Source organism: Cricetibacter osteomyelitidis, from assembly GCF_004340985.1.
GTDB classification, from domain to species: Bacteria; Pseudomonadota; Gammaproteobacteria; order Enterobacterales; family Pasteurellaceae; genus Cricetibacter; species Cricetibacter osteomyelitidis.
The window spans coordinates 1-24,646 of record NZ_SLYB01000029.1 but is presented as its reverse complement, the minus strand read 5'-3'; the positions used below and the strand labels follow the sequence as shown (position 1 = coordinate 24,646).

Sequence of the window (24,646 nt, the reverse complement as noted above, 5' to 3'; positions counted from 1 at the left end):
TCAGCTTGCATATAGCCACCGATATATTCTCCAAGATTTGCCGAAGCATCATCAAAATTTCCGGTAACATTTATCTCGTCGTCACCATTGCCGAAGTTATAGTTAGAAACACTGGAGCCATCAAGATTAGAACGTGATGTTACTGTATCATCGCCAGCACCGGTATCAACATTTAATTTACTCTGAAAGCAACAAACCCACCTGATTTTAGAAATTGGGTGGGTTTATCAATAGCCTGAGGCACAAATTCAAAAATCCGTACCTGTTATTTACGTTAAGTAAGATGTCTCACTTTACCACGGTTAAATGACTGTAATATCGGTATCAATGTACACAGTGGCACCAGTTGAACTATCAGTATAGACATAATATTCTACCCCCTCTTCAGTCACTGTATTACCTCCTTTCGACCAAGTACCTAAAGCTTCATAGGTAGAGTTTACTGAGTTAGTTAAGTTAGTACCTAAGTTCACTTTATCTCCCGCATTACCAACAATACGCAATATATCATCGGAATTATCACCACCGTTAGCTAATACATGTTCGCCGGTTACATTATTCAGCAAATTATCACCGGTTCCGGTTAAGTCGATCACGTCCATATTTTTGACATATGACAAGTTGACCGTTTTACCTGAACCAGTCAATATCAAACTATCGTTACCTGTACCACCATCAACAGTTGCCGAACTATTAATGTTAGTACCCAAGTTGATAGTGTCATTGCCAGCTCCCATATTTACAGTTGAACCACCATAGATAGATCCCGACACATTCAATGTATCGTTACCGTCACCCAATGTTAGCGTCGAACCACCATAAATATGCGCATTTACGGTTACAGTATCATCACCGCTACCGGTTTCAATAAGCGATTTCGCCATAACACCACGAGATCCCATGGTATCATTTCGGGCATTGATAACTACCGTATTATCACCATCACCTAAACTCAAGGTACTACCTGAAAGATTAGTATAGATACTGACACGATCATCACCTGTTCCGGCAGTCACTGTTGAACCATTAGTGATATAGCCATCACCGCCCGTTGCTCCATAACCGGTGTAAAGTACATTATTACCATTACCCAAATCAACAACACTATTGTCGATATTTGTACCCACATATAAAGTATCGTTTCCTTCACCCATATTTACGGTTGAATGGTAGGAGCTAGTTGCTAATGAACTAATATAGCCATTAACGGCAATGATATCATCACCACCATAAGTATAGATTGTGGCACTTTGGTATGGTGATTTATATAAGTTTGAACTTAACATTTCATCAACAAGAATAATATCATTAACCTTATCACTTGTACGATAGCCTTCTGCGGTAGTACTGGTATCTTTCCCTGTAGTGTAAGGGGCTACAGTTGACTTATCATTATATGCAGAATAAGGCACTGTTGCCTCAGAGCTAATCATACCACCTTGCATTTTTTGCAATGCTGCCATGCCATATTCACCGCCATAAACATTACCCGCAGCATCTACAGAGTATATGTGGACTGTACTTGCACTGGAGGTGGTAGACCAGTTAGATAATGCTAATGTGAATGTGCCGTCACCATTCGCCGTTGCCTGACTAGACACGGTCATACCATTAGAATTAGTATAAGTAATATATACAGTGCTACCTGCTTCAGCCTGACCGTTCAGCGTTAACGTGCTGTTAGTCAGATCGAAAGTCTTGATATAGAACGTTGACTCTGTATCCAACATCATTGCAGCCGAACTTTCACTAATGGTATCACCGCCATTTGTTACGGTTGCCGTTACTTTATATTGACCATCACCTGCAGTGATTTTTGATAAGCCGATACTATAAGTCAATCCATCATCACTCACCGAATAACCATTAGTCACTGTTTCAACCTTATTACCGGCACTATCCGTTAGTGTTAAAGTCAAGGTTTCACCGGTTTTCAATGATTGATTCAAGGTTACACTCACTTTCGGCGTAGTGTCATTGGTTAAATCGCTAGATGAACCATTAACACTTGCACCGTTATTAGCAATATTTCCCTCGTAATTCTCTGCTTTCAATCCATGCCCAGTAATACTTTTGTCTTGTAAGTTTGTAATCAAGGTTGATACGTCTGCAGAATCATCATCACTAATTACAATAGATTGAATGGCCGTAGGCACATCTTCTATGTTATCCAACGTCATGGTATCGGTATCTTTAACCGTTGAACCATTGTTATCTACCACTGCTGTTTCCACCGTGATATCGCCGTCATTAATACTGGTCGTAGTAGTTACTTCAACCGTATAGTTACCATTTGAGTCTACGGTCGCCGTTGCCGTTACTGTATGGCTGTCATGGTCTGTGATCGTTACGGTTACGGTCGCACCTTTACCCACATCGGTAGTTGAACCGGTAATCGTAATGGTGTCATTATTCGCATCCGATGTCACTTCACTATTTACCGAGCTGGTGGTGTTATCTAATGTGGTCGTATCGGTGTCTTTAACGGTTGAACCATTGTTATCTACCACTGCTGTATCTACGGTGATGTTACCATCACTGATACTGTTCGTAGTAGTTACTTCGACAGTATAGTTGCCGCTTTCATCTACGGTCGCCGTTGCCGTTACCGTATGGCTGTCATGGTCTGTGATCGTTACGGTTACGGTCGCACCGTCATCTACATCAGTAGTTGAACCGATAATCGTAATGGTGTCGTCGTCCGCATTCGATGTCACACTGCTATCTACTGAACTGCTGATGTTATCTAACGTAGTAGTGTCTTGGTCTTTAATGGTTGAACCATTATTATCAACCACTTCTGTTTGCACTGTGATGTCGCCGTCATTGATAGTGCTCGTAGTAGTCACTTCAACCGTATAATTACCGTTTGAATCCACGGTTGTCGTCGCCGTAACTGTGCCATTCTCACTGTCGGTGATCGTTACGGTTACAGTCGCACCTTTACCCACATCGGTAGTTGAACCGGTAATCGTAATAGTGTCGTTGTTCGCATCCGATGTCACTTCGCTATTTACCGAGCTAGTGATGTTATCTAACGTCGTTGTATCGGTGTCTTTAACAGTTGAGCCATTGTTATCGACCACTTCCGTTTCCACCGTAATATCGCCGTCACTGATACTAGTTGTAGTTACTTCAACCGTATAGTTACCGCTTTCATCCACGGTTGCCGTCGCCGTTTGCTTATCACCATCATGGTCTGTAATCGTTACGGTTACGGTCGCACCTTTACCTACATCGGTAGTTGAACCGGTAATCGTAATGGTGTCGTTATTCGCATCCGATGTCACTTGGCTATTTACCGAGCTGCTGGTGTTATCCAACGTCGTGGTATCGGTGTCTTTAACAGTTGAACCATTGTTATCTACCACTTCTGTTTGCACCGTAATATCGCCGTCACTGATACTGTTTGTGGTGGTTACTTCAACCGTATAGCTGCCTTTTTCATCTACAGTTGTTGTCGCCGTTACCGTATCGTTATCGTGGTCTGTGATCGTTACGGTTACGGTTGCACCTTTACTTACATCAGTAGTTGAACCCACTATGGTAATGGTATCGTTGGTACTGTCGCTGGTCACATTGCTATCTACCGAGCTGTTGGTGTTATCTAACGTGGTAGTGTCCGGGTTTTTAATGGTCGAACCGTTATTATCTACCACTGCTGTATCTACCGTGATATTGCCATCAGTAATATCAGTCGCAACACTCACTTCAACTGTATAGTTACCGTTTGAATCCACTGTCGTCGTTGCCGTTTGCGTATCGCCGTCATGGTCTGTGATCGTTACGGTTACGGTTGCACCTTTACTTACATCAGTAGTTGAACCCACTATGGTAATCGTATCGTTGTTAGCATCCGATGTCACTTCGCTATTCACCGAACTGCTGATGTTATCTAACGTAGTCGTGTCTTGGTCTTTAATGGTCGAACCGTTATTGTCCACCACTGCTGTATCTACGGTGATATTGCCGTCACTGATAGTGGTCGTAGTGGTTACTTCAACCGTATAGTTGCCTTTTTCATCTACGGTTGTCGTCGCCGTTACCGTATCACCGTCGTGGTCTGTGACCGTCACTGTCACCACCGAACCTTTAGCCACATCTGTGGTTGAACCCACGATAGTGAGCGTGTCATTGGCACTGTCGCTTGTCACACTGCTATCTAATGAGCTATTGGTGTTATCTAACGTGCCCGTATCGGTATCTTTGATAACCGAGCCGTTGTTATCTACCACCTCTGTTTCTACCGTGATGTTGCCATCGGTAAGATCTGTCGCCTCACTCACTTCAATCGTATAGTTACCGTTTGAATCCACTGAAGCTGTCGCGGTGACTGTGTCGCCATTACTATCAGTGAGTGTTACAGTTATAGTCGTACCATTTTCTACATCGGTGGTTGAACCGATGATGGTAATGGTGTCATTATCCTCATTCGACGTTACTTGACTATCTACCGAACTACTGGTGTTATCCAACGTCATGGTATCAGTGTCTTTAATGGTCTCACCATTGTTATCTGCCACTTCGGTTTCTACGGTGATATTACCGTCACTAATGCTGTTCGTAGTGGTTACTTCGACAGTATAGTTGCCGTTTTCATCTACGGTCGCTGTCGCAGTGACTGTGTCGCCGCCATCGCTATCGGTGATCGTTACGGTTACAGTCGCACCATTCGCTACATCGGTAGTTGAACCGGTAATCGTAATGGTGTCCTTATCCGCATCGGAGGTAACTTGGGTATCGACCGAACTGCTGGTGTTATCTAACGTCGTGGTTTCAGTGTCTTTAATGGTTGAACCATTGTTATCGACCACTTCCGTTTCCACCGTGATATCGCCATCGGTAATATTCGTCGCAGCAGTTACTTCAACCGTATAGTGACCGTCTGAATCTACAGTTGCCGTCGCCGTTTGCATATCGCCGTCTTTGTCGGTAATTGTCACCGTCACGGTAGTACCATTATTCACATCCGTAGTTGAACCCACGATGGTGATCGTGTCATTGGCATCGTCGCTCGTCACATTGCTATCTACCGAACTGCTGATGTTATCTAAGGTGGTAGTATCTTGGTCTTTAATGGTCGAACCGTTATTGTCCACCACTGCCGTATCTACGGTGATGTTGCCGTCACTGATAGTGGTTGTAGTAGTTACTTCAACCGTATAATTGCCGCTTGAATCCACGGTTGTCGTCGCCGTAACTGTGCCGTTCTCGCTATCGGTGATCGTTACGGTTACAGTCGCACCATTCGCTACATCGGTGGTTGAACCTGTAATTGTAATGGTATCGTTGTCCGCATCCGACGTTACTTTACTATCTACCGAACTGCTGGTATTATCCAACGTTGTGGTATCGGTGTCTTTAACAGTTGAACCATTGTTATCAACCACTTCGGTATTAATAGTAATATTACCGTCATCAATATTATCCGGTACTGTCACGTCAATAGTGTAATTACCATTGCTATCTACTGTCGCTGTCGCCGTTACCATATCACCGTCTTTGTCGGTGATCGTTACAGTTACGGTCGCACCATTTTCTACATCGGTGGTTGAACCCACGATAGTAATCGTATCATTACCTGCATCAGAGGTAACTTGGATATCTACTGAGCTGCTGGTGTTATCTAACGTAGTGGTTTCGGTATCTTTAATGGTTGAACCATTGTTATCTACTACCTCTGTTTCTACCGTAATATTGCCATCGGTAATGTCTGTCGCAACAGTCACTTCAACCGTATAGTGACCGTCTGAGTCTACAGTTGTCGTCGCCGTTTGCGTATCGCCGTCTTTATCGGTAATTGTCACTGTCACGGTCGCACCGTCATCCACATCTGTGGTTGAACCTACGATGGTGATCGTGTCATTAGCACTGTCGCTTGTCACACTACTATCTACCGAACCACTGATGTTATCTAACGTGCCCGTATCGGTATCTTTGATAATCGAACCGTTGTTATCTCGCACTTCTGTTTCTACCGTGATGTTGCCATCGGTAAGATCTGTCGCCGCACTCACTTCAATTGTATAGTTACCGTTCGAATCCACTGCCGCCGTCGCGGTGACTGTTTCGCCATCTTTGTCAGTAAGCGTTACGGTTATAGTCGTGCCATTTTCTACATCGGTGGTTGAACCAATGATAGTAATAGTGTCGTTGCCCGCATTCGACGTTACTTGGCTATCTACTGAGCTGCTGATGTTATCTAACGTGGTCGTATCAGTGTCTTTAATGGTCGAACCGTTGTTATCCACCACTTCTGTTTCTACGGTGATATCGCCATCACTAATACTGCTCGTAGTGGTTACTTCAACCGTATAGTTGCCGTTTTCATCTACGGTCGCTGTCGCAGTGACTGTGTCGCCGCCATCGCTGTCGGTGATCGTTACGGTTACGGTCGCACCTTTATCTACATCGGTAGTTGAGCCGGTAATCGTAATGGTGTCCTTATCCGCATCGGAGGTAACTTGGGTATCGACCGAACTGCTGGTGTTATCTAACGTCGTGGTTTCGGTGTCTTTAATGGTTGAACCATTGTTATCTACTACTTCCGTTTCCACCGTAATATTGCCATCGGTAATGTCTGTCGCGGCAGTCACTTCAACCGTATAGTTACCGTTTGAATCCACGGTTGCCGTCGCCGTTTGCTTATCACCGTCGTGGTCTGTAATCGTTACGGTTACGGTCGCACCGTTCTCTACATCGGTGGTTGAACCCACAATAGTGATCGTGTCATTGGTATCATCACTCGTCACATTGCTATCTACCGAACCGCTGATGTTATCTAACGTACCCGTATCGGTATCTTTGATAATCGAACCGTTGTTATCTACCACCTCTGTTTCTACCGTGATGTTGCCATCGGTAAGATCTGTCGCCGCACTCACTTCAATCGTATAGTTACCGTTCGAATCCACTGCCGCCGTCGCAGTGACTGTGTCACCATCTTTGTCAGTAAGCGTTACGGTTATAGTCGTACCGTTTTCTACATCAGTGGTTGAACCAATGATGGTAATAGTGTCGTTGTCCGCACCCGATGTCACTTTGCTATCTACTGAGCTGCTGGTGTTATCCAACGTCATGGTATCGGTGTCTTTAATGGTTGAACCATTATTATCTACTACTTCTGTTTCCACCGTGATGTCGCCATCGGTAATGTCTGTTGCAGCGGTCACTTCAACCGTATAGTGACCGTTTGAGTCCACAGTCGCCGTCGCCGTTTGCTTATCACCGTCATGGTCTGTGATCGTTACGGTTACGGTCGCACCACTTTCTACATCGGTAGTTGAGCCGGTAATCGTAATGGTATCCTTATCCGCATCGGAGGTAACTTGGGTATCGACCGAACTGCTGGTGTTATCTAACGTTGTGGTATCGGTGTCTTTAATGGTTGAACCGTTGTTATCTACCACTTCTGTTTCCACCGTGATGTTGCCATCGGTAATGTCTGTCGCCACAGTCACTTCAACCGTATAATTACCGTTTGAATCCACGGTCGCCGTCGCCGTTTGCGTATCACCGTCTTTGTCGATAATTGTCACTGTCACGGTCGCACCATCATCCACATCTGTGGTTGAACCTACAATGGTAATCGTGTCATTGGTATCGTCGCTCGTCACACGGCTATCTGTATTACCATCAATAGCATCCAAGCTATCAGTATCTTGATCCGTTACAGTCTTACCCGCTTTATCCGTCGTTTTTGAATCTGTAGTAATCTGACCGTCTTTTAATGAAGAAATATCAACATCGGTACTATAATTACCATTCGAAGCAACAGTCGTTGTTGCCGTAACGGTTTTATCATCACTATCAGTCAATGTAATAGTTACAACAGAACCTTCGGCAACATTAGTTGTAGTACCCGTTACTTTTGCAACAGAGCTGCCTTTAGTTAATTCGGTCTGAACATCGATCGCACCATTTAATACCGGCGCTGAATCATTGTCAGAATCACGATCAATCAATGCAACACCCGCACCAACTAAACCTAACCCTAATAACCACCAAGGTAAATAAATCCATAAACCGTCGACAATTTCTTCACCGCCAAGCGCTTGCCCCGCCTGTTCAGACTCATCCAACATACTCACCGCATCATCAGTTTCACCTGATTTCGGCACATAAGCATAAATTTTGCCATTCTCAGCTTCACCGATAAGCACGCTATTTACTTTTTGTTTATCGCCATCGGGATAATAGCCTTGGATAACAATATCAGGATTTAGATCACCATCTTCTAACATTATTTGAAGATCATTGCCGACACGTTTGGCAATAATATTCTGCGGACCACGTCCTGTTTTATCATCAATTAACTGATAATTTACTTGTTCCTGTGCATCAAGTACCAAAGTTTGACCTTTAACAACCTGATGATTTCCAATCTCTTTCTTCGCATCAAGTATCTTTACTGTTGCTGTCATATAAATAATAATCCTTATAAAACTCTAAATTTATTTCTTACCGTAAACTGTCACATCTACACGACGATTCGGGGCATTACATTCGATAATTGCTTTTTTAGTTTTATGTAATGTAGAGCAGTTACTAATAGCTAAATCTTTCTCACCATAGCCGACAGCAGTCATTGGTAACGTGACACCGGCTCTAACCAACGCCTCTTTTACCGTATCAGCCCGTTTTTGTGATAATTTTAAATTGTATTGCTCCGAGCCGAATGAATCCGTATAACCACTCACTTGAATTTGAACATCGCTAATTTTTTCTTGAGGTAATGTTTTTAGATGCTGAGCCAAATCATTAATTTTGTCTTTGCCGTAAGGTAAAATCGAATTGTATGATGAACCATTTAATGGAAATAACGCATTCGCAGAAAGCTCAAAATTAGAAAGTACCGGCGTACCGCATTTACTTTCCGATACACGAGAAATCGTTTGTGCAGCCTGTGGGAAATTAATCATCTCTTGTTTTGCTTGTTGTTCTTCCACTCGCGTAAACATAAAATTACCATCGCGAGCTAGGGATACTCTAATATAGGCAATTTCATTTACCGGCAAAATATGAGTAGCACCTTTGACACGATTACCAAAAGTATTCTGTTTATTAAATGAACCGGTAAATAATTGTTTTGCCGCACAAACGGCTATTGAAGTAACGCTGTTAGGAACCAGTGATGCCTGATAATCACCATTAATAAACACATCTACCGCTTCTGAACTTGCAATGTCATCTTTACGATAAAATACTGCTAATGTCTGATTTTCAGCCAGCTCAGAAGTTGATATAGTCGGTTTCCCGTAATTCTGCCATTTTTCAAGTGCTTGATTTTCTCCGCGAGGCGAGGAACAAGCACTTAAAGCCAATGCAACTGAAACAACCAACAAGGCTTTTTTCATTGTTATCTCCACTATTTGGTTATGTTAAATTGGAAAAATAAAATGCAGTAACAAAAACGCTTATCACGAAATAAAAAACGAATATTTAATGCTTCAATCTTTATTATTACTACTACATGTTCAAAAAATTCAGAGAAAGACTCTAACTCATTAGACCTCTTATCTCCCCAACGAGATTTTAGAATAAAAAACACACTGAATAGAGTGCATTTACAATACTTTACATTTATAAATACATTTAAAATCAAAATGTTAATTAAGTGTTAATCAACTGAAAACAAGTTGTTTTACCGGCTAGTTTGTAACCATAAAAATTTCTCAAAAACTCACCGCACTTTTTTGTTATAATCTGCAAAAAATTATTAATAGAGAAACACTATGAAACAACTTTTTGCCACCACTGCCCGCGGTTTTGAGGAACTGTTAAAAGTCGAACTTACCGAACTCGGTGCGACTGAATGTAAAATCACCCAAGGCGGTGTGCATTTTCAAGCAAACGATGAAACCCAATATCAAACGTTACTTTGGTCACGTTTGGCTTCGCGTATTTTATTCCCTTTAATCACCACCAAAATTTACAGCGATTTAGATTTATATTCGATGATTACAAACTATAATTGGTCGGCAATTTTTAGTGAAAAATCCAACTTTTTCGTGGATTTTAACGGCACGAACCAAGAAATTCGCCACACTCAATTCGGTGCAATGCGAGTGAAAGACGGCATTGTGGATTACTTTGAACGCAGCGGCAAAGCCCGTCCGGCAGTGGATAAAGATTATCCTGATGTGCGTATTCACGCCTATTTAAATCGCGATGAATTAGTGGTGTCTTTAGATTTAAGTGGCGATGCCCTACATTTACGCGGTTATCGCGAGGAGGCGGGCAAAGCCCCCTTGCGGGAAACCTTAGCAGCGGCTATTGTGCTGCGTTCCGGTTGGCAATTCGGCACGCCGTTGGTTGACCCGATGTGTGGTTCCGGTACATTGCTCATTGAAGCGGCTCAAATGGAAGCCAAAATCGCGCCGCAATTACATCGCTTGCATTGGGGATTCGATCATTGGTTAGGACACAATCAAGAAGCTTGGAATAAAGTGAAATCGGCTGCCGTTGAACTCGCCGAAGCACAGTTACAGCACAATCCGCAGCCGCATTTTTACGGTTATGATCTTGATCATCGCGTCTTACAAAAAGCGCAAAAAAATGCACAAAATGCCGGCGTGGCACATTTGGTTAAATTTAAACAAGGGGATGTGGCTGCGCTGAAAAATCCGCTGGATTCGGAAAGCAATGAATGCGGTACGGTGATTTGTAACCCACCTTATGGCGAACGTTTAGGCACAACGCCGGCATTAATTGCGTTATATTCGGTGTTCGGAAATCGCTTGAAAGAACAATTTGCCGATTGGAATGTGTCTGTATTCAGCGGTGAACCGGCATTGCTCGATTGCTTACGTTTGCGTTCTCATCGTCAATTTAAAGCCAAAAACGGTCCGTTAGACTGTGTGCAGAAAAATTATCATATTTCTCACCGCACTTTTGCTCAAGCAGAAACTCAGAATGGTAATAAAAGTGCGGTAGAAAATTTAAAAATTTCTACAGAAACCAACGTAGCACAAGATTTTGCCAATCGCTTACAGAAAAACATCAAGAAAATCGAAAAATGGGCAAATCAGCAAGGTTTAAATGCCTATCGTTTATATGATGCGGATTTACCGGATTATAATTTAGCGGTAGATCGGTATGGCGATCATATTGTGGTCCAAGAATATGCAGCCCCGAAAAATATTGATGAAACCAAAGCCAGACAGCGTTTGTTGGATGCAGTCACAGTCACCCTTGCAGTGACCGCCGTGGAAACCAATAAATTAGTGCTTAAAGTCCGTCAAAAACAAAAAGGCACAAACCAATATGAAAAATTAGCCAATAAAGGGGATTATTTTTATGTCACTGAATACGGGGCAAAATTGTGGGTGAATTTAACGGATTATTTGGACACAGGCTTATTCTTGGATCACCGTTTAACCCGCAAAATGTTGGGTGAAATGGCGAAAGGCAAGGATTTCTTAAATCTGTTTGCCTACACCGGTTCTGCTACTGTGCACGCCGTATTAGGCGGAGCGAAGTCCAGCACTACGGTGGATATGTCTAACACCTATTTAAACTGGGCAGAACAAAATCTGATTTTAAATGATTGTGATGATGAGAAAAAACACCGCTTAATCCAAGCGGATTGCCTGCAATGGCTGGAAAAATGCGACCGCACTTTTGATTTGATTTTTGTGGATCCACCGACATTTTCCAATTCAAAACGGATGGATGAAAGCTGGGATGTGCAGCGGGATCATATTAAATTAATGACCAATTTAAAACGGATTTTGCGACCAAACGGCACTATTGTATTCTCAAACAATAAACGGGGCTTCAAAATGGATTTCGATGGTTTGCAACAACTGGGTTTAAGTGCGGTGGAAATTTCCGCTAAAACCCTGCCGTTAGATTTTGAACGTAATAAGCAGATTCATAACTGTTGGGTGATTACGGCTTAAACAAAAAATGGTGCGGGTTATATCGCACCATTTTTTATGTGATTAATGTTGCACCACTAACCGCTGCGGGCGGATGACATTATTATTATCCACTTCCGCCACGCCTAAAAACAAGGATTGATCGCTGTTAAACAATCGTACCAAGCCGTTAAGTTGTTGCGGATTGCCAAATCTTACCCGCTGACCAAAACCGATAGCTTTAACCTGTTCATCATTCAACAATAATGCCGGCAGTTTGGAAACGGCGGTATCCGTAGGCAAAAGTAATTGATCTAATTGGTTTAAATCACCTTGTTCTGCCAACTGTTGCAGTTGTTCCCAAGTCATCATTGCAGCGGTAGGATAGCTGGATACCGCCGTGCGTCGCAACATGGTGACGTGAGCACCGCAACCTAAATATTCGCCCAAATCATCCACTAAGGTGCGAATATAAGTGCCTTTGGAACAATGCACATCAAGGGTTAAGAACGGTGGTTGATATTCAATAAAATTCAGCTCGAAAATGGTAATGGGACGAGCTTCCCGCTCTACGGTAATACCTGCTCGGGCATATTCATATAACGGCCTGCCTTGATGTTTTAAAGCAGAAAACATCGTTGGCACTTGCATTAAATCACCGCGAAAGTGCGGTAGACTTTGCAGAATTTTTTGCTCGCTCACATTCACCGCTCTGGTTTGTACAATTTGCCCTTCCGCATCAGAAGTGTCCGTGCGTTCACCCAATTTTGCGGTAACGAGATAACGTTTATCGGCATCCAGCAAAAATTGCGAAAACTTAGTGGCTTCGCCCAAACAAATTGGCAACATACCTGTTGCCAATGGATCTAAGGCACCGGTATGTCCTGCTTTATTGGCTTGGAACAAGCGTTTGACCTTTTGCATAATGTCATTGCTGCTCATGCCTTGCGGTTTATCCAGTAGGAACACACCGTCAATATCGCGGCCGCGTTTACGTGGTTTTGACACTGATTATTCCTTATCCGCGGTTTCATCATCCACGTGACGGGCTTCATCCCGGCGAATCACATTCGTCACCAAATTGGACATACGCATACCATCGATCAATGAACTGTCGTAGAAAAATCTGATTTCCGGCACAATACGTAAACGCATTGCTTTACCCACTAAGGAACGGATATAAGGTGCCGCCTTTTCCAAGGCTTTCATCCCATTTTGCACAGCCAATTCATCACTGTCGAACAGGAATGTAACAAACACTTTGGCATAAGCCAAATCGCCGGATAAATCCACGTCGGATACGGTTACCATCCCGATACGCGGGTCTTTCACTTCACGTTGCAAAATCACCGCGATTTCTTTTTTCAATTCTTGTGCCACGCGGTCGGAACGTTTAAATTCTCTTGCCATTTTTTATTCTCTTTTAATTAATTTTGCGATACCGAATTCTACCATAAAGTCATATAGAAATTTGAAAAATTCTACCGCACTTAGGGCTATTTGTTGTACAGCCAACACGTTGGTACAGGGCTGTAAATGATGTTTTTTCATTCAAAAAATTAGGGCTACAAAGTAGCCCAACTATACTTAACCGAGGATGAAACCTGCGGTATATCACCCAATTTAGATGCTGCGTTTCACTTCAACCACTTCAAAGACTTCAATTTGGTCGCCGACTTTGACGTCGTTATAGTTTTTCACGCCGATACCGCATTCCATACCATTACGCACTTCATTCACGTCATCTTTAAAGCGACGGAGTGATTCCAGTTCGCCTTCAAAGATCACCACGTTATCACGCAATACACGGATTGGGTTGTTACGTTTAATCACACCTTCCGTTACCATACAACCGGCGATTGCACCGAATTTCGGTGAACGGAACACATCACGCACTTCCGCCAAACCGATAATTTCTTGTTTGAATTCAGGTTCAAGCATACCGCTCATTGCCGCTTTGATTTCATTTAATAATTCATAAATAATTGAATAGTAACGTAAATCAATATTTTCAGATTCAATCACGCGGCGAGCCGAAGCATCGGCACGTACGTTAAAACCGAGAATAATCGCATTGGAAGCAGCTGCTAAAGTTGCATCGGTTTCAGTGATACCGCCCACGCCGGAACCCACTACGGTTACTTTCACTTCGTCTGTTGAAAGTTCGCTTAATGATTGACAAATAGCTTCCACGGAACCTTGAACATCCGCTTTCACAATCACGTTCAATGCCGCAACATCGCCATCTTCCATGTTGCTGAACATATTTTCCAATTTCGCTTTTTGTTGGCGAGCCAATTTCACTTCACGGAATTTACCTTGACGATACAATGCCACTTCGCGTGCTTTTTTCTCATCGCGTACAACAGTCGCTTCATCACCGGCTGCCGGTACACCTGAAAGCCCTAAAACCTCTACCGGAATCGATGGACCGGCCGATTCGATTTCGTTACCGTTTTCATCACGCATTGCGCGCACACGACCGTATTCAAAACCACAAAGCACGATATCGCCTTTGTTCAGCGTACCGGACTGAACCAAAATAGTTGCCACCGGACCGCGACCTTTATCTAAGTAAGATTCGATTACCACACCGCTTGCCATACCGTCTTTCACTGCGGTTAATTCAAGCACTTCGGATTGTAATAAAATCGCATCAAGCAATTCGTCAACCCCTGTACCTTTTTTCGCAGAAACATACACAAATTGTACATCGCCACCGAATTTTTCTGCCACCACTTCATATTGTAACAATTCGGTTTCTACGCGTTCCGGATTTGCTTCCGGTTTATCGATTTTATTCACTGCAACCACAATCGGTACGCCCGCGGCTTTTGCGTGTTGAATCGCTTCGATGGTTTGCGGCATCACGCCATCATCGGCTGCAACCACAAGCACTACAATATCCGTGGCTTTCGCACCACGTGCACGCATGGAGGTAAAGGCCGCATGTCCCGGTGTATCTAAGAAGGTAATCATTTTACCATTAGTTTCAACATGATACGCACCGATATGCTGGGTAATACCACCTGCTTCTCCGGCCGCTACTTTCGCTTTACGAATATAGTCAAGTAAAGAGGTTTTACCGTGGTCAACGTGTCCCATAATGGTCACAACCGGTGCACGTTGTACCAATTCCGCATCGGTATCACGGTCACTCATTACCGCTTCTTCAAGTTCATTTTCTTTACGCAACACCACTTTGTGACCCATTTCTTCCGCAAGTAATTGTGCGGTTTCTTGGTCGATCACTTGGTTAATGGTCACCATTTCGCCCATTTTCATCATGGTTTTGATAATTTCGGTCGCTTTCACCGCCATTTTATCCGCAAGTTCTTTTATCGTAATCGTTTCACCGATCACCACATCGCGGTTTACGGCTTGAGCCGGTTTGGTAAAGGCTTGTTGAAGTGCAGAACCTTTTTTCGCATTTTTTCCTTTACCTTTGAAATCTTTTTGGTTACGACGATCCGCACTACGTTCATTTTTATTCGAACGGGAATCTTCACGATCACCTTTCTTCGCTTTGGCTACTTTTTGTTTGCCGCCACGACCACGCCCTTCATTACGACGCTCTTCATCGCTCTCCGCTTCTTGTGCATAGCGTGAAGTTAAATTGTAATCGGAATAATCGTCAGAACTGTTGTCATGCTCATGCTCAGATGCCGATTCAGCTAAACGTTTAGCGTCTTCTGCCGCTTTACGGGCTTGCTCTTCCGCTTTTTGACGAGCTAATTCGTCCGCTTTACGACGTAATTCCGCTTCTTCCGCACGACGTTTATCTTTCGCACTGTCTTTAGTGGAATTTTTCTCAGAAACGACCGCACTTTTTGCTTTGGCTTTAGTTGTTTCTTGCTTAGCTTCATCCGCTGCCAGTTTTGCTTTTTCCGCTTCTTGTTTCGCTTTTAATTCAGCCGCTTTTTGGGCAGCTTCTTGTTGTGCTTTCGCTTGCTCTTCCGCTGCACGTTGCTCGGAAGCTTCTGCACGTTTAATTGCATCTCGGCTGACCGTACGCACTTTTTTGACCGCAGGACCATGATTGATATTTGCTTTCGGTTTACGGACAACACTCAGCGTTTTTTTCTCATTTGTATTTTCTGTCATAGCATTTTCCCCCGATTATGCAAACCAACAAATTTCACGAGCAGCTAAAATCAGTTCGCCTGCTTTTTCTGCGGAAATTTCTTCAATTTCGGTTAATTCGTCCACGCTTTGTTCTGCTAATGTTTCTAAGGTGATGATACCTTTTTCTGCCATTTTCAATGCAAGATGACGATTCATACCGGCTAAATTCAATAACGCTTCTTCAATATTCGCCTGTTTAATCGCTTCTTCTTCCTCAAGACTACGTTTGGTGAAAGCGTTTTTTGCACGATTTTGTAATTCTTCAACTAAATCTTCATCTTCCAAACCGTCAATTTCCGTTAATTCGCGCATTGGCGTATAAGCGATGGACTCTAAGGTGGTAAATCCTTCATCCACTAATAATTGAGCGAAATCTTCGTCAATCTCAAGTTCGTTAACGAACAGTTGAATAACTTTATCGTTCGCCGCTTGGTATTTTTCATTAAATTCTTCCGTGGTCATAACATTCAATATCCAGCCGGTCAATTGCGTTGCTAAACGTACGTTCTGACCGTTACGACCGATGGCTTGTGCAAGATTGACAGATTCTACGGCAATATCCATTGTACGTTTTCCGTCGTCTTCGACGATAGAAACCACTTCAGCCGGAGCCATAGCATTAATCACAAATTGTGCCGGATTATCATCCCATAATACGATGTCGATACGCTCATTACCGCCCAACTCGTTGGTGATTGCCTGCACGCGGGCACCACGCATACCCACGCACGCACCCACAGGATCGATACGTCTGTCATTGCTTTTCACTGCAATTTTCGCACGTGATCCCGGATCACGAGCCGCACTGCGGATTTCAATTAATTCTTCACCGATTTCAGGCACTTCTAAACGGAATAATTCGATTAACATTTCCGGTTTTGCACGGGTCACAAATAGCTGTGCATTTTTCGCTGCCGGATCTACTTTATAAAGCACACCTCGCACACGATCGCCCGGACGGAAGTTTTCACGCGGCATCATATCTTCGCGTAAAATTACCGCTTCCGCTTGGTTGCCTAAATCTAAAATCACACTATCACGCGATACTTTCTTCACGGTTGCCGTGATGATTTTACCTTCTTGCGAACGGAATTGTTCGACCACTTTTGCACGTTCCGCATCACGAATTTTGGTACTGATTACTTGGCGTGCGGTTTGCATGGTAATGCGGTCGAATGCGATAGAATCGATTTCATCTTCCACAAAATCACCCAGTTGAATATTTTCGTCTTCAGCGAATAATCTTGCCGCTTCCAATTCCATTTCTTTTAACGGATTGTGCATTTCTTCCACGACTTCCCAACGGCGGAATGTACGGAAATCACCGGTTTTGGTGTCGATCACGACACGGACATCAATATCTTTTTCTTGTTTTTTCTTAGTTGAAAGTGCGATGGCACTTTCCAATGCTTCAAAAATCTTTTCTTTCGGTAATAATTTCTCGTTAGAAACCATTTCTGCCGCTAATAAAATTTCTTTACTCATTCTGTTTTCTCTCTTAAATTGAATTAAAATTTCGGAACGATATTGGCTTTTTGAATATTACCGAACACAAAAGTTTGCGGTTGCCCGTCAACGATTAAGGTGATCATATCACCGTTGACTGCGTCCAATTTGCCTTGCCATTTACGACGATCTCCCATAGGAATTCGTAAATGCACCGACACATCCTGACCGATAAAACGTTCATAATGTGCCAAAGTAAATAACGGTCGGTCTAAACCCGGTGAAGATACTTCTAAATTATATTTGTCTGCGATCGGATCTTCTACATCCAACACGGCACTCACTTGGCGACTCACATCCGCACAATCATCCACTGTGACACCGCCTTCTTTATCAATAAATAAACGTACTGTTAAATAGCGACCTGTACGTTGGCATTCAATCCCAACCAACTCACAATCCATATCTTCAACGGAAGCTATTAACAAATCCTGTAATTTTTGTTCCAAAGTTGCCAAAACAACCTCCCAATAATAAATTTCAGATATAAAAAAAGGGCTTAACGCCCACTTTAATCTAATCCAAATTGTCCATAAAAAAAGCCCCTTCGGGCAGTTCTTATTAAAGTGGTTGCGGGAGCCGGATTTGAACCGACGGCCTTCGGGTTATGAGCCCGACGAGCTACCAAGCTGCTCCACCCCGCGTCCGAAATATGGGCGTATTATACGTGCGGAAAATGCAAATATCAAGGTTTTGTTAAAATTTTTGTTTAATTTACCGCACTTAATAACATTTAAAAGCGAATGCCCGTGCCGATACCGAAACCGACCCCAACGCCGTTACTGCCGCCGCCGGCACCGATACTCCCTCCAACGTCGGTTGAACTGCACGCCGCTAATAATGCGGATAATGTAAGAATTATTAACCATTTTTTCATATTTGACTCCGATGCCGCCCAAATTCAAATAACCGATACAGTGCTATCAAATCCATTTTAGCAATCGGCTTAAACGGCAGTAATAAATAATAAATCCACCGTAACTTCTTCAATAATGTGAATGCTGCCGGTAAAATTTGTTGTTGATCCGCCGCAACATAATGATCGATTGCCATTACTACCTGTTCATCGGTCATCAGTTTAAAACGGAATAAACCGTGTAAGAATACCAATACATCACGCATTTTGCTGTATTTTAAATTGTTGCTATGCACAATGGATTCTAAATCCAAAAAACGTACTTCGCCGTTTTGCCACGCAATATCCCGCAAGGCAGGTCGACCGTGGATAATAGCTTTATTATGCAATTCCGCCAATGCGGTCGCACAATCATTTAAAACTTGCTGTTTTTGCACCGCACTTACGGATTCATCTTCAATCCATTGATTTGCAGTTCTGCCCGCATCTTGCAGTACAAAAAAATTATCATCAAACATTACCAACCGAGCAATCGGAGCCTGCCGTTCGGTAAGTTGTTTTAACACCTCTAATTCATGGTGAAAAGAAACCATGCCTTGCGGTTTTAATAATCGCCATACGCCCTTTACATCTTCGGGCTGTTTAATCCAATATTTCACACCGTTGTAATCAAAACTAAAAATTCGTTTTCCCTGATTTTGTGTGACTAATTCTCTGACATACTGCTGAAATTCAGTCATAAATTTGTACTACTCCGATTTTCCCGCAAGTGCGGCAATTTCAACAATCACATTCACCGCATCCAACATGCCTTCCAAGGAAATCAATTCATGTTTGCTGTGAAAATTATAACCGCCGGTAAAAATATTCGGACAAGCCAAGCCTTTTTCTGCCAACCATGCCCCGTCTGTGCCGCCGCGAATAGCTTTATGCTGCGGTGTAATGCCGCAATTTTTCATGGCTTGATCGGCAATTTCAATGGATTGCGGCACGGTTTTCACGGTATCATACATATTTTTGTAGGTATCGCTGATTTCCACTTCGATGCGTTTTTTCAATTTCTTCCGGCGATTGAAATCCGCTACCCATTTTTCTACAAAAGCTTTACGTTGAGTGAAATTCTCCGCATCAAAATCGCGGATAATATATTCCAACTCAACTTTTTCAATATCGCCGCTAAAACGGCTTAAATGATAAAAGCCTTGCTTTTCTTCCGTGTGTTCCGGCGTTTCGGCTACCGGAAAACCTTGTTGAAACTCGCAAGCCAAAGTTAACGCGTTAATTAATTTGTTTTTTGCATAACCGGGATGAATATTTTGTCCGTGAATCGTGACTTTCGCACTGGCGGCGTTAAAGTTTTCATATTCCAACTCGCCCACTTCGCTGCCGTCAACGGTATAAGCCCAATCGCAAGGGAATCTTTCTAATGGAAAGAATTGCATACCTAAACCGATTTCTTCATCCGGGGTAAATGCCACGCAAATATTGGCTCGCGGTCTATCACTTTGAATCAAGATAGAAAGTGCGGTCATAATTTCCGCAATTCCTGCTTTATTATCCGCCCCTAACAGGGTTGTGCCGTCCGTCACAATTAAGGTTTTCCCCACAAAATTATGCAAAAACGGAAAATATACCGGACTGATAAATTCATCACCGATGCCTAATGCAATATCCCCGCCGCGATAGTTTTCAATCACTTCCGGCTGCACGTTTTTACCACTCATTTGCGGTGATGTATCCAAATGAGAAATAAAACCGATGGTTAGAGCGTGCGGTTGATTAGCGGGTAAAAATGCCGTTACGACCGAATGTTTGCTGATTTCAATATCCTGCAAGCCAAGTGCGGTCAATTCTTGGGCTAAATCTTTGGCTAATTTTTTTTGCCCCGCCGAACTCGGTGATGTTTTGGCACCGGGCTTTGATTGAGTGTCATAGCTTACATAATTTAAAAATCGTTCCAATAGCCGATCTTTTTGTTGTATGACTTGTTGCATCGTTTGTTGTGTTTGAGGGGTTGACATTGTTATCTCTTCTGTCCAAATAAGTAAATTAGAAAAATAGTCGCATTTTTTGTCTAAAAAATCAATTAATAGCTTTTAATTCCAAGCTGAAAACTATATCATACGGAATCTTGAAACGATATATATCTTTCTGCGTATTTTGCAGATTCACTTCTACTGATTCTATTTATGGAGAAAACCAAAGCTAGTGGAAAATTCAGTTCAAAGTAAGCCAATTATTGAGCTTCGTTCGATCACTAAATCTTATGGTAGTAACACCATTATTAATGATTTCAACTTAACCATTAATAACGGTGAATTCGTTACGATTCTCGGCCCGTCCGGTTGTGGTAAAACCACGGTTTTACGTTTGCTTGCGGGGCTTGAAGAATTGGATGCGGGACAAATTATTTTAGACGGTACGGATGTGACTAACGTACCGGCGGAACAACGCCATATTAATACGGTGTTCCAAAGCTATGCCTTATTCCCGCACATGACGATTTTTGAAAACGTCGCATTCGGTTTGCGTATGCAAAAAGTGCCGTCCAATGAAATCAAGCCGCGTGTGATGGAAGCACTACGTATGGTTCAGTTGGAAGAAATGGCAGATCGTAAACCGGCACAGCTTTCCGGCGGTCAGCAACAACGTATCGCCATTGCCCGTGCGGTAGTAAATAAACCGAAAGTATTATTATTAGATGAATCTTTATCCGCACTTGATTACAAATTACGTAAACAAATGCAGAATGAATTGAAAGCCTTACAGCGTAAATTAGGCATTACCTTTATTTTCGTGACGCACGATCAAGAAGAAGCCTTGACTATGTCTGATCGCATTATTTTATTGCGTAAAGGTAACATTGAACAAGACGGTTCACCGCGTGAAATTTACGAAGAACCCAAAAACTTATTCGTTGCCCGCTTTATCGGTGAAATCAATATTTTTGATGCTACGGTAATTGAGCGTATCGACGAACAACGCCTGAAAGCCAACGTAGAAGGCCGTATCTGTGAAATCTATTCTGATTTACCGGTGAAGAGCGGTCAAAAATTAAATGTTTTATTACGTCCGGAAGACGTTCAGTTAGACGAATTAGATGCCAATGAACAATCACCAAACGGCATTATCGGCTATGTGCGCGAACGTAACTACAAAGGCATGACTTTAGAATCCACCATTGAGCTGGCTCATAACGGTAAAATGGTGTTGGTTAGCGAATTCTTTAATGAAGACGATCCGAATATCGATCACTCATTAAACCAAAAAGTTGTTGTGACTTGGATTGAACGTTGGGAAGTGGTATTGAACGATGAAAACAACGAGTAAATTTCAGCGAATTACCGTTGCCGTTATCTTTGCCTGGTTAATTTTCTTTGTGTTGATACCAAACCTGTTGGTATTCGTCACCAGTTTCTTAACCCGTGATAGCAGTAACTTTATTGAATTCACCTTTACCTTGGACAACTATAAACGCTTGTTTGAGCCGTTGTACGCCCAAGTGATGTGGAATTCTCTGTATATGTCCGGCATGGCGACCATTATCTGTTTGATCATCGGCTATCCGTTTGCTTTTATGATTGCTAAAGTGCCCAAAAAATATCGTCCGATTTTACTCTTCTTAGTGATTTTGCCTTTCTGGACAAACTCATTGATCCGTATTTACGGAATGAAAATCTTTTTGGGCGTAAAAGGAATCTTGAATAATACATTAATCAGTTTAGGCTTAATCAATGAACCGATTCGCGTATTAAATACCGAGGTCGCGGTAATTATCGGCTTGGTATATATTCTGCTGCCGTTTATGATTCTACCGCTTTATTCGGCCATTGAAAAAATTGACGGGCGTTTATTAGAAGCAGCGAGAGATTTGGGTGCCAATGCGTTCCAACGCTTTATTAAAGTGATTATTCCGCTCACCATGCCTGGCATTGTGGCCGGTTGTTTATTGGTATTGCTACCGGCGATGGGAATGTTCTATGTGGCAGACTTATTAGGTGGTTCAAAAGCCTTATTAGTGGGTAACGTGATTAAGAGCGAATTTTTAGTGTCCCGCAACTGGCCATTCGGTTCTACAATCAGTATTGCGTTAACGATTTTAATGGCATTACTCATCTTTATTTACTATAAAGCCAATAAAGTGTTGAATAAGAAAATGGAGTTAGAATAATGAGTCGTTTACTGCGTAATGTATTTATGTTTGTGGTATACGCTTATTTGTATATCCCAATTATTATTTTAGTGGGTAACTCGTTCAACGAAGACCGCTACGGTTTAACCTGGAAAGGCTTTAGCTGGAACTGGTACGAACGCTTGTGGAATAACGATACCTTAATCCAATCTGCGGTACATTCCATTACAATCGCCTTTGCCGCGGCAACCTTGGCAACCATTATCGGCGGATTGACGGCAATTGCGTTGTATCGCTATAAATTCCGCGGCAAACAAGCGGTCGGCGGAATGCTGTTTATCGTAATGATGTCGCCGGATATCGTGATGGCAGTATCACTGTTGGCACTGTTTATGTTAGTGGGCGTATCATTAGGCTTCTGGTCATTATTGTTTGCTCATGTGACATTCTGTTTGCCTTATGTAGTGATTGCGGTGTTCTCCCGTTTGCAGGGCTTCGATGTAAAAATGTTGGAAGCAGCAAAAGACTTAGGTGCCAGCGAAATCACGATTTTACGCAAAATCATCCTGCCGTTGGCACTCCCCGCCATTGTGTCCGGTTGGCTATTAAGTTTCACCGTATCCCTTGATGATGTCGTGGTTTCATCTTTCGTCACCGGAGTGGATTATGAAGTGTTACCGCTGAAGATTTTCTCTTTGGTGAAAACCGGCGTAACCCCGGAAGTGAATGCTTTGGCCACCATTATGATTATTTTCTCTTTGATATTAGTGGTGTTAAGCCAAATAGTTGCAAAAAAAGAGTCATAATCACTTCACAAGCGGTTAAATACTCAATACAATACGCCTTGAACGACATCAGGGCGTTTTTTATCACTTCTTATCGCAAGCAAATATGTGATAAGAGATTGTTATGACACTCTTAATTGGAGATAAAACGAATGAAAAAATGGGCAGGTCTTTTTGCAGCAGCAGGAATTGCATTAGTGGTAACCGGTTGTAACGATAAAGAAGACAAAGTAGCGGCTTCCGCTCCTGCGGCATCAGAACCGGCTAAAGAACAAGTGGTGCACCTTTACACTTGGACGGAATATGTACCGGAAGGTTTATTGGAACAATTCACCAAAGAAACCGGTATTAAAGTCATTCAATCAAGCTTACAATCTAACGAAGAAATGTATGCGAAAGTGAAAGCACAGCTAATCGGTAAAAACGACGGCTATGACATCATCGCACCGTCTAACTACTTCGTGTCTAAAATGGCTCGCGAAGGTATGTTAACCGAATTAGATCACAGCAAATTACCGGTAATCGCCGAGCTTGATCCGAATATGTTGGACAAACCTTACGACAAAGGCAACAAATACTCTTTACCACAATTATTAGGTGCTCCGGGTATTGCATTTAACACAGATGTTTACGGCGACGGCAGCCAATTCACATCTTGGGGTGATTTGTGGAAAGAAGAATACAAAGGCAAAGTACAATTATTGGACGATGCTCGTGAAGTATTCAATATTGCTTTATTAAAAATGGGTAAAGATCCAAATACCAAAGATCCGGCTGAAATTAAAGCGGCTTACGAAGAATTGTTAAAATTACGTCCGAACGTATTAACCTTTACTTCCGACAATCCGGCGAATACCTTTATTTCCGGTGAAACGCAATTAGGTCAAATCTGGAACGGTTCCGTGCGTATCGCGAAAAAAGAAAACGCACCGGTGAATATGATTTTCCCGAAAGAAGGTCCGGTACTTTGGGTGGACACATTAGCCATTCCTAAAAATGCGAAAAACGTTGATGCGGCACACAAACTCATCAACTACATGTTAGGTAAAGAAACCTCAGCGAAATTAACCTTAGAAATCGGTTACCCGACTTCAAACAAAGAAGCGCTGGCATTATTACCAAAAGAAATAACCGAAGATCCTGCCATCTATCCGACAGCTGATGTATTAAACAACAGCTACTGGCAAGACGATGTGGGCGACGATGCGGTTCAACTGTATGAAAACTACTATCAACAGTTAAAAGCAGCACAATAATCCTTATCCTGAAAAGAGCCGCAAGGCTCTTTTCAGACCGCTGACAAACCTCTAGACATACATCTAGAGGTTTGCTCTAATAGGTCTATCGAAAAGGAAATGCCTATGCTCAAAAATTTTCTCTC

General features: G+C 42.7%; 15 protein-coding genes and 1 tRNA gene. 5 read left to right on the top strand and 11 right to left on the bottom strand.

The window, feature by feature from the left end:
- Positions 1-302: 302 nt before the first annotated feature.
- Entirely contained in the window at positions 303-8,423 is an 8,121-nt protein-coding gene (locus EDC44_RS10805) for an Ig-like domain-containing protein (RefSeq protein WP_131978721.1), read from the bottom strand.
- 30 nt (positions 8,424-8,453) lie between these two features.
- Positions 8,454-9,356, bottom strand: a complete 903-nt coding sequence (locus EDC44_RS10800) for an OmpA family protein (protein WP_131978718.1) — start codon at positions 9,354-9,356, stop codon at positions 8,454-8,456.
- 378 nt (positions 9,357-9,734) lie between these two features.
- Here EDC44_RS10800 and rlmKL point away from each other — a divergent pair, with 378 nt between their 5' ends.
- Entirely contained in the window at positions 9,735-11,903 is a 2,169-nt protein-coding gene (gene rlmKL / locus EDC44_RS10795; RefSeq protein WP_131978715.1) for a bifunctional 23S rRNA (guanine(2069)-N(7))-methyltransferase RlmK/23S rRNA (guanine(2445)-N(2))-methyltransferase RlmL, read from the top strand.
- Between the two features lie 42 nt (positions 11,904-11,945).
- Here the strand turns inward: rlmKL and truB are convergent, their stop codons facing one another.
- The 9 genes from truB to pepT all read right to left on the bottom strand — a co-directional run bounded on the left by truB (position 11,946) and on the right by pepT (position 20,342).
- Positions 11,946-12,869: a tRNA pseudouridine(55) synthase TruB gene (gene truB / locus EDC44_RS10790; protein ID WP_131978712.1), complete on the bottom strand. Its 924-nt coding sequence runs from the start codon at positions 12,867-12,869 to the stop codon at positions 11,946-11,948.
- A 3-nt stretch (positions 12,870-12,872) separates the two neighbouring features.
- Positions 12,873-13,271 carry a 30S ribosome-binding factor RbfA gene (gene rbfA / locus EDC44_RS10785; protein WP_131978709.1) on the bottom strand — a complete coding sequence of 133 codons (399 nt, stop codon included), beginning with the start codon at positions 13,269-13,271 and terminating at the stop codon, positions 12,873-12,875.
- A 213-nt stretch (positions 13,272-13,484) separates the two neighbouring features.
- A complete protein-coding gene (gene infB / locus EDC44_RS10780; protein ID WP_131978706.1) occupies positions 13,485-15,965 on the bottom strand; it encodes a translation initiation factor IF-2 in 2,481 nt (826 codons plus the stop codon).
- Between the two features lie 15 nt (positions 15,966-15,980).
- A complete protein-coding gene (gene nusA, locus EDC44_RS10775; RefSeq protein WP_131978703.1) occupies positions 15,981-17,471 on the bottom strand; it encodes a transcription termination factor NusA in 1,491 nt (496 codons plus the stop codon).
- Positions 17,472-17,494: 23 nt separating this feature from the next.
- Entirely contained in the window at positions 17,495-17,950 is a 456-nt protein-coding gene (gene rimP, locus EDC44_RS10770) for a ribosome maturation factor RimP (RefSeq protein WP_131978700.1), read from the bottom strand.
- Between the two features lie 109 nt (positions 17,951-18,059).
- A tRNA-Met gene (locus tag EDC44_RS10765) sits at positions 18,060-18,136 on the bottom strand.
- Positions 18,137-18,225: 89 nt separating this feature from the next.
- A complete protein-coding gene (locus EDC44_RS13015) occupies positions 18,226-18,369 on the bottom strand; it encodes a hypothetical protein (RefSeq protein ID WP_165870258.1) in 144 nt (47 codons plus the stop codon).
- Positions 18,366-19,088, bottom strand: a complete 723-nt coding sequence (locus EDC44_RS10760) for a BUD32 family EKC/KEOPS complex subunit (protein WP_131978697.1) — start codon at positions 19,086-19,088, stop codon at positions 18,366-18,368. Before EDC44_RS10760 ends, EDC44_RS13015 begins: the two co-directional genes overlap by 4 nt.
- A 9-nt stretch (positions 19,089-19,097) precedes the next feature.
- Complete coding sequence (pepT, locus tag EDC44_RS10755) at positions 19,098-20,342, bottom strand: peptidase T (protein ID WP_131978730.1); 1,245 nt, start codon at positions 20,340-20,342, stop codon at positions 19,098-19,100.
- A 214-nt stretch (positions 20,343-20,556) separates the two neighbouring features.
- Between pepT and potA the strand changes: the two genes are divergently transcribed.
- From potA to EDC44_RS10735, 4 genes are all read left to right on the top strand, one after another.
- On the top strand, positions 20,557-21,678 hold the full coding sequence (potA, locus tag EDC44_RS10750) for a spermidine/putrescine ABC transporter ATP-binding protein PotA (protein ID WP_131978694.1): 1,122 nt from the start codon (positions 20,557-20,559) through the stop codon (positions 21,676-21,678).
- The gene (gene potB / locus EDC44_RS10745; protein ID WP_131978691.1) at positions 21,662-22,519 is read left to right on the top strand and encodes a spermidine/putrescine ABC transporter permease PotB; all 858 of its coding nucleotides are present in this window, start codon (positions 21,662-21,664) and stop codon (positions 22,517-22,519) included. The genes potA and potB overlap by 17 nt, the downstream gene beginning before the upstream one ends.
- The gene (gene potC / locus EDC44_RS10740; protein WP_131978688.1) at positions 22,519-23,286 is read left to right on the top strand and encodes a spermidine/putrescine ABC transporter permease PotC; all 768 of its coding nucleotides are present in this window, start codon (positions 22,519-22,521) and stop codon (positions 23,284-23,286) included. The genes potB and potC overlap by 1 nt, the downstream gene beginning before the upstream one ends.
- A gap of 131 nt (positions 23,287-23,417) precedes the next feature.
- Complete coding sequence (locus EDC44_RS10735; protein WP_131978685.1) at positions 23,418-24,521, top strand: extracellular solute-binding protein; 1,104 nt, start codon at positions 23,418-23,420, stop codon at positions 24,519-24,521.
- The last annotated feature ends 125 nt before the right edge of the window (positions 24,522-24,646 follow it).

Bases quoted from the DNA above. Each gene is read 5' to 3' on its own strand.
- potC (WP_131978688.1), top strand. From the start codon at position 22,519: ATGAGTCGTTTACTGCGTAATGTATTTATGTTTGTGGTATACGCTTAT.
- infB (WP_131978706.1), bottom strand. From the start codon at position 15,965: ATGACAGAAAATACAAATGAGAAAAAAACGCTGAGTGTTGTCCGTAAA.
- rlmKL (WP_131978715.1), top strand. From the start codon at position 9,735: ATGAAACAACTTTTTGCCACCACTGCCCGCGGTTTTGAGGAACTGTTA.
- EDC44_RS13015 (WP_165870258.1), bottom strand. From the start codon at position 18,369: ATGAAAAAATGGTTAATAATTCTTACATTATCCGCATTATTAGCGGCG.
- potB (WP_131978691.1), top strand. From the start codon at position 21,662: ATGAAAACAACGAGTAAATTTCAGCGAATTACCGTTGCCGTTATCTTT.
- EDC44_RS10800 (WP_131978718.1), bottom strand. From the start codon at position 9,356: ATGAAAAAAGCCTTGTTGGTTGTTTCAGTTGCATTGGCTTTAAGTGCT.
- EDC44_RS10735 (WP_131978685.1), top strand. From the start codon at position 23,418: ATGAAAAAATGGGCAGGTCTTTTTGCAGCAGCAGGAATTGCATTAGTG.
- EDC44_RS10760 (WP_131978697.1), bottom strand. From the start codon at position 19,088: ATGACTGAATTTCAGCAGTATGTCAGAGAATTAGTCACACAAAATCAG.
- nusA (WP_131978703.1), bottom strand. From the start codon at position 17,471: ATGAGTAAAGAAATTTTATTAGCGGCAGAAATGGTTTCTAACGAGAAA.
- rbfA (WP_131978709.1), bottom strand. From the start codon at position 13,271: ATGGCAAGAGAATTTAAACGTTCCGACCGCGTGGCACAAGAATTGAAA.
- EDC44_RS10805 (WP_131978721.1), bottom strand. From the start codon at position 8,423: ATGACAGCAACAGTAAAGATACTTGATGCGAAGAAAGAGATTGGAAAT.
- pepT (WP_131978730.1), bottom strand. From the start codon at position 20,342: ATGCAACAAGTCATACAACAAAAAGATCGGCTATTGGAACGATTTTTA.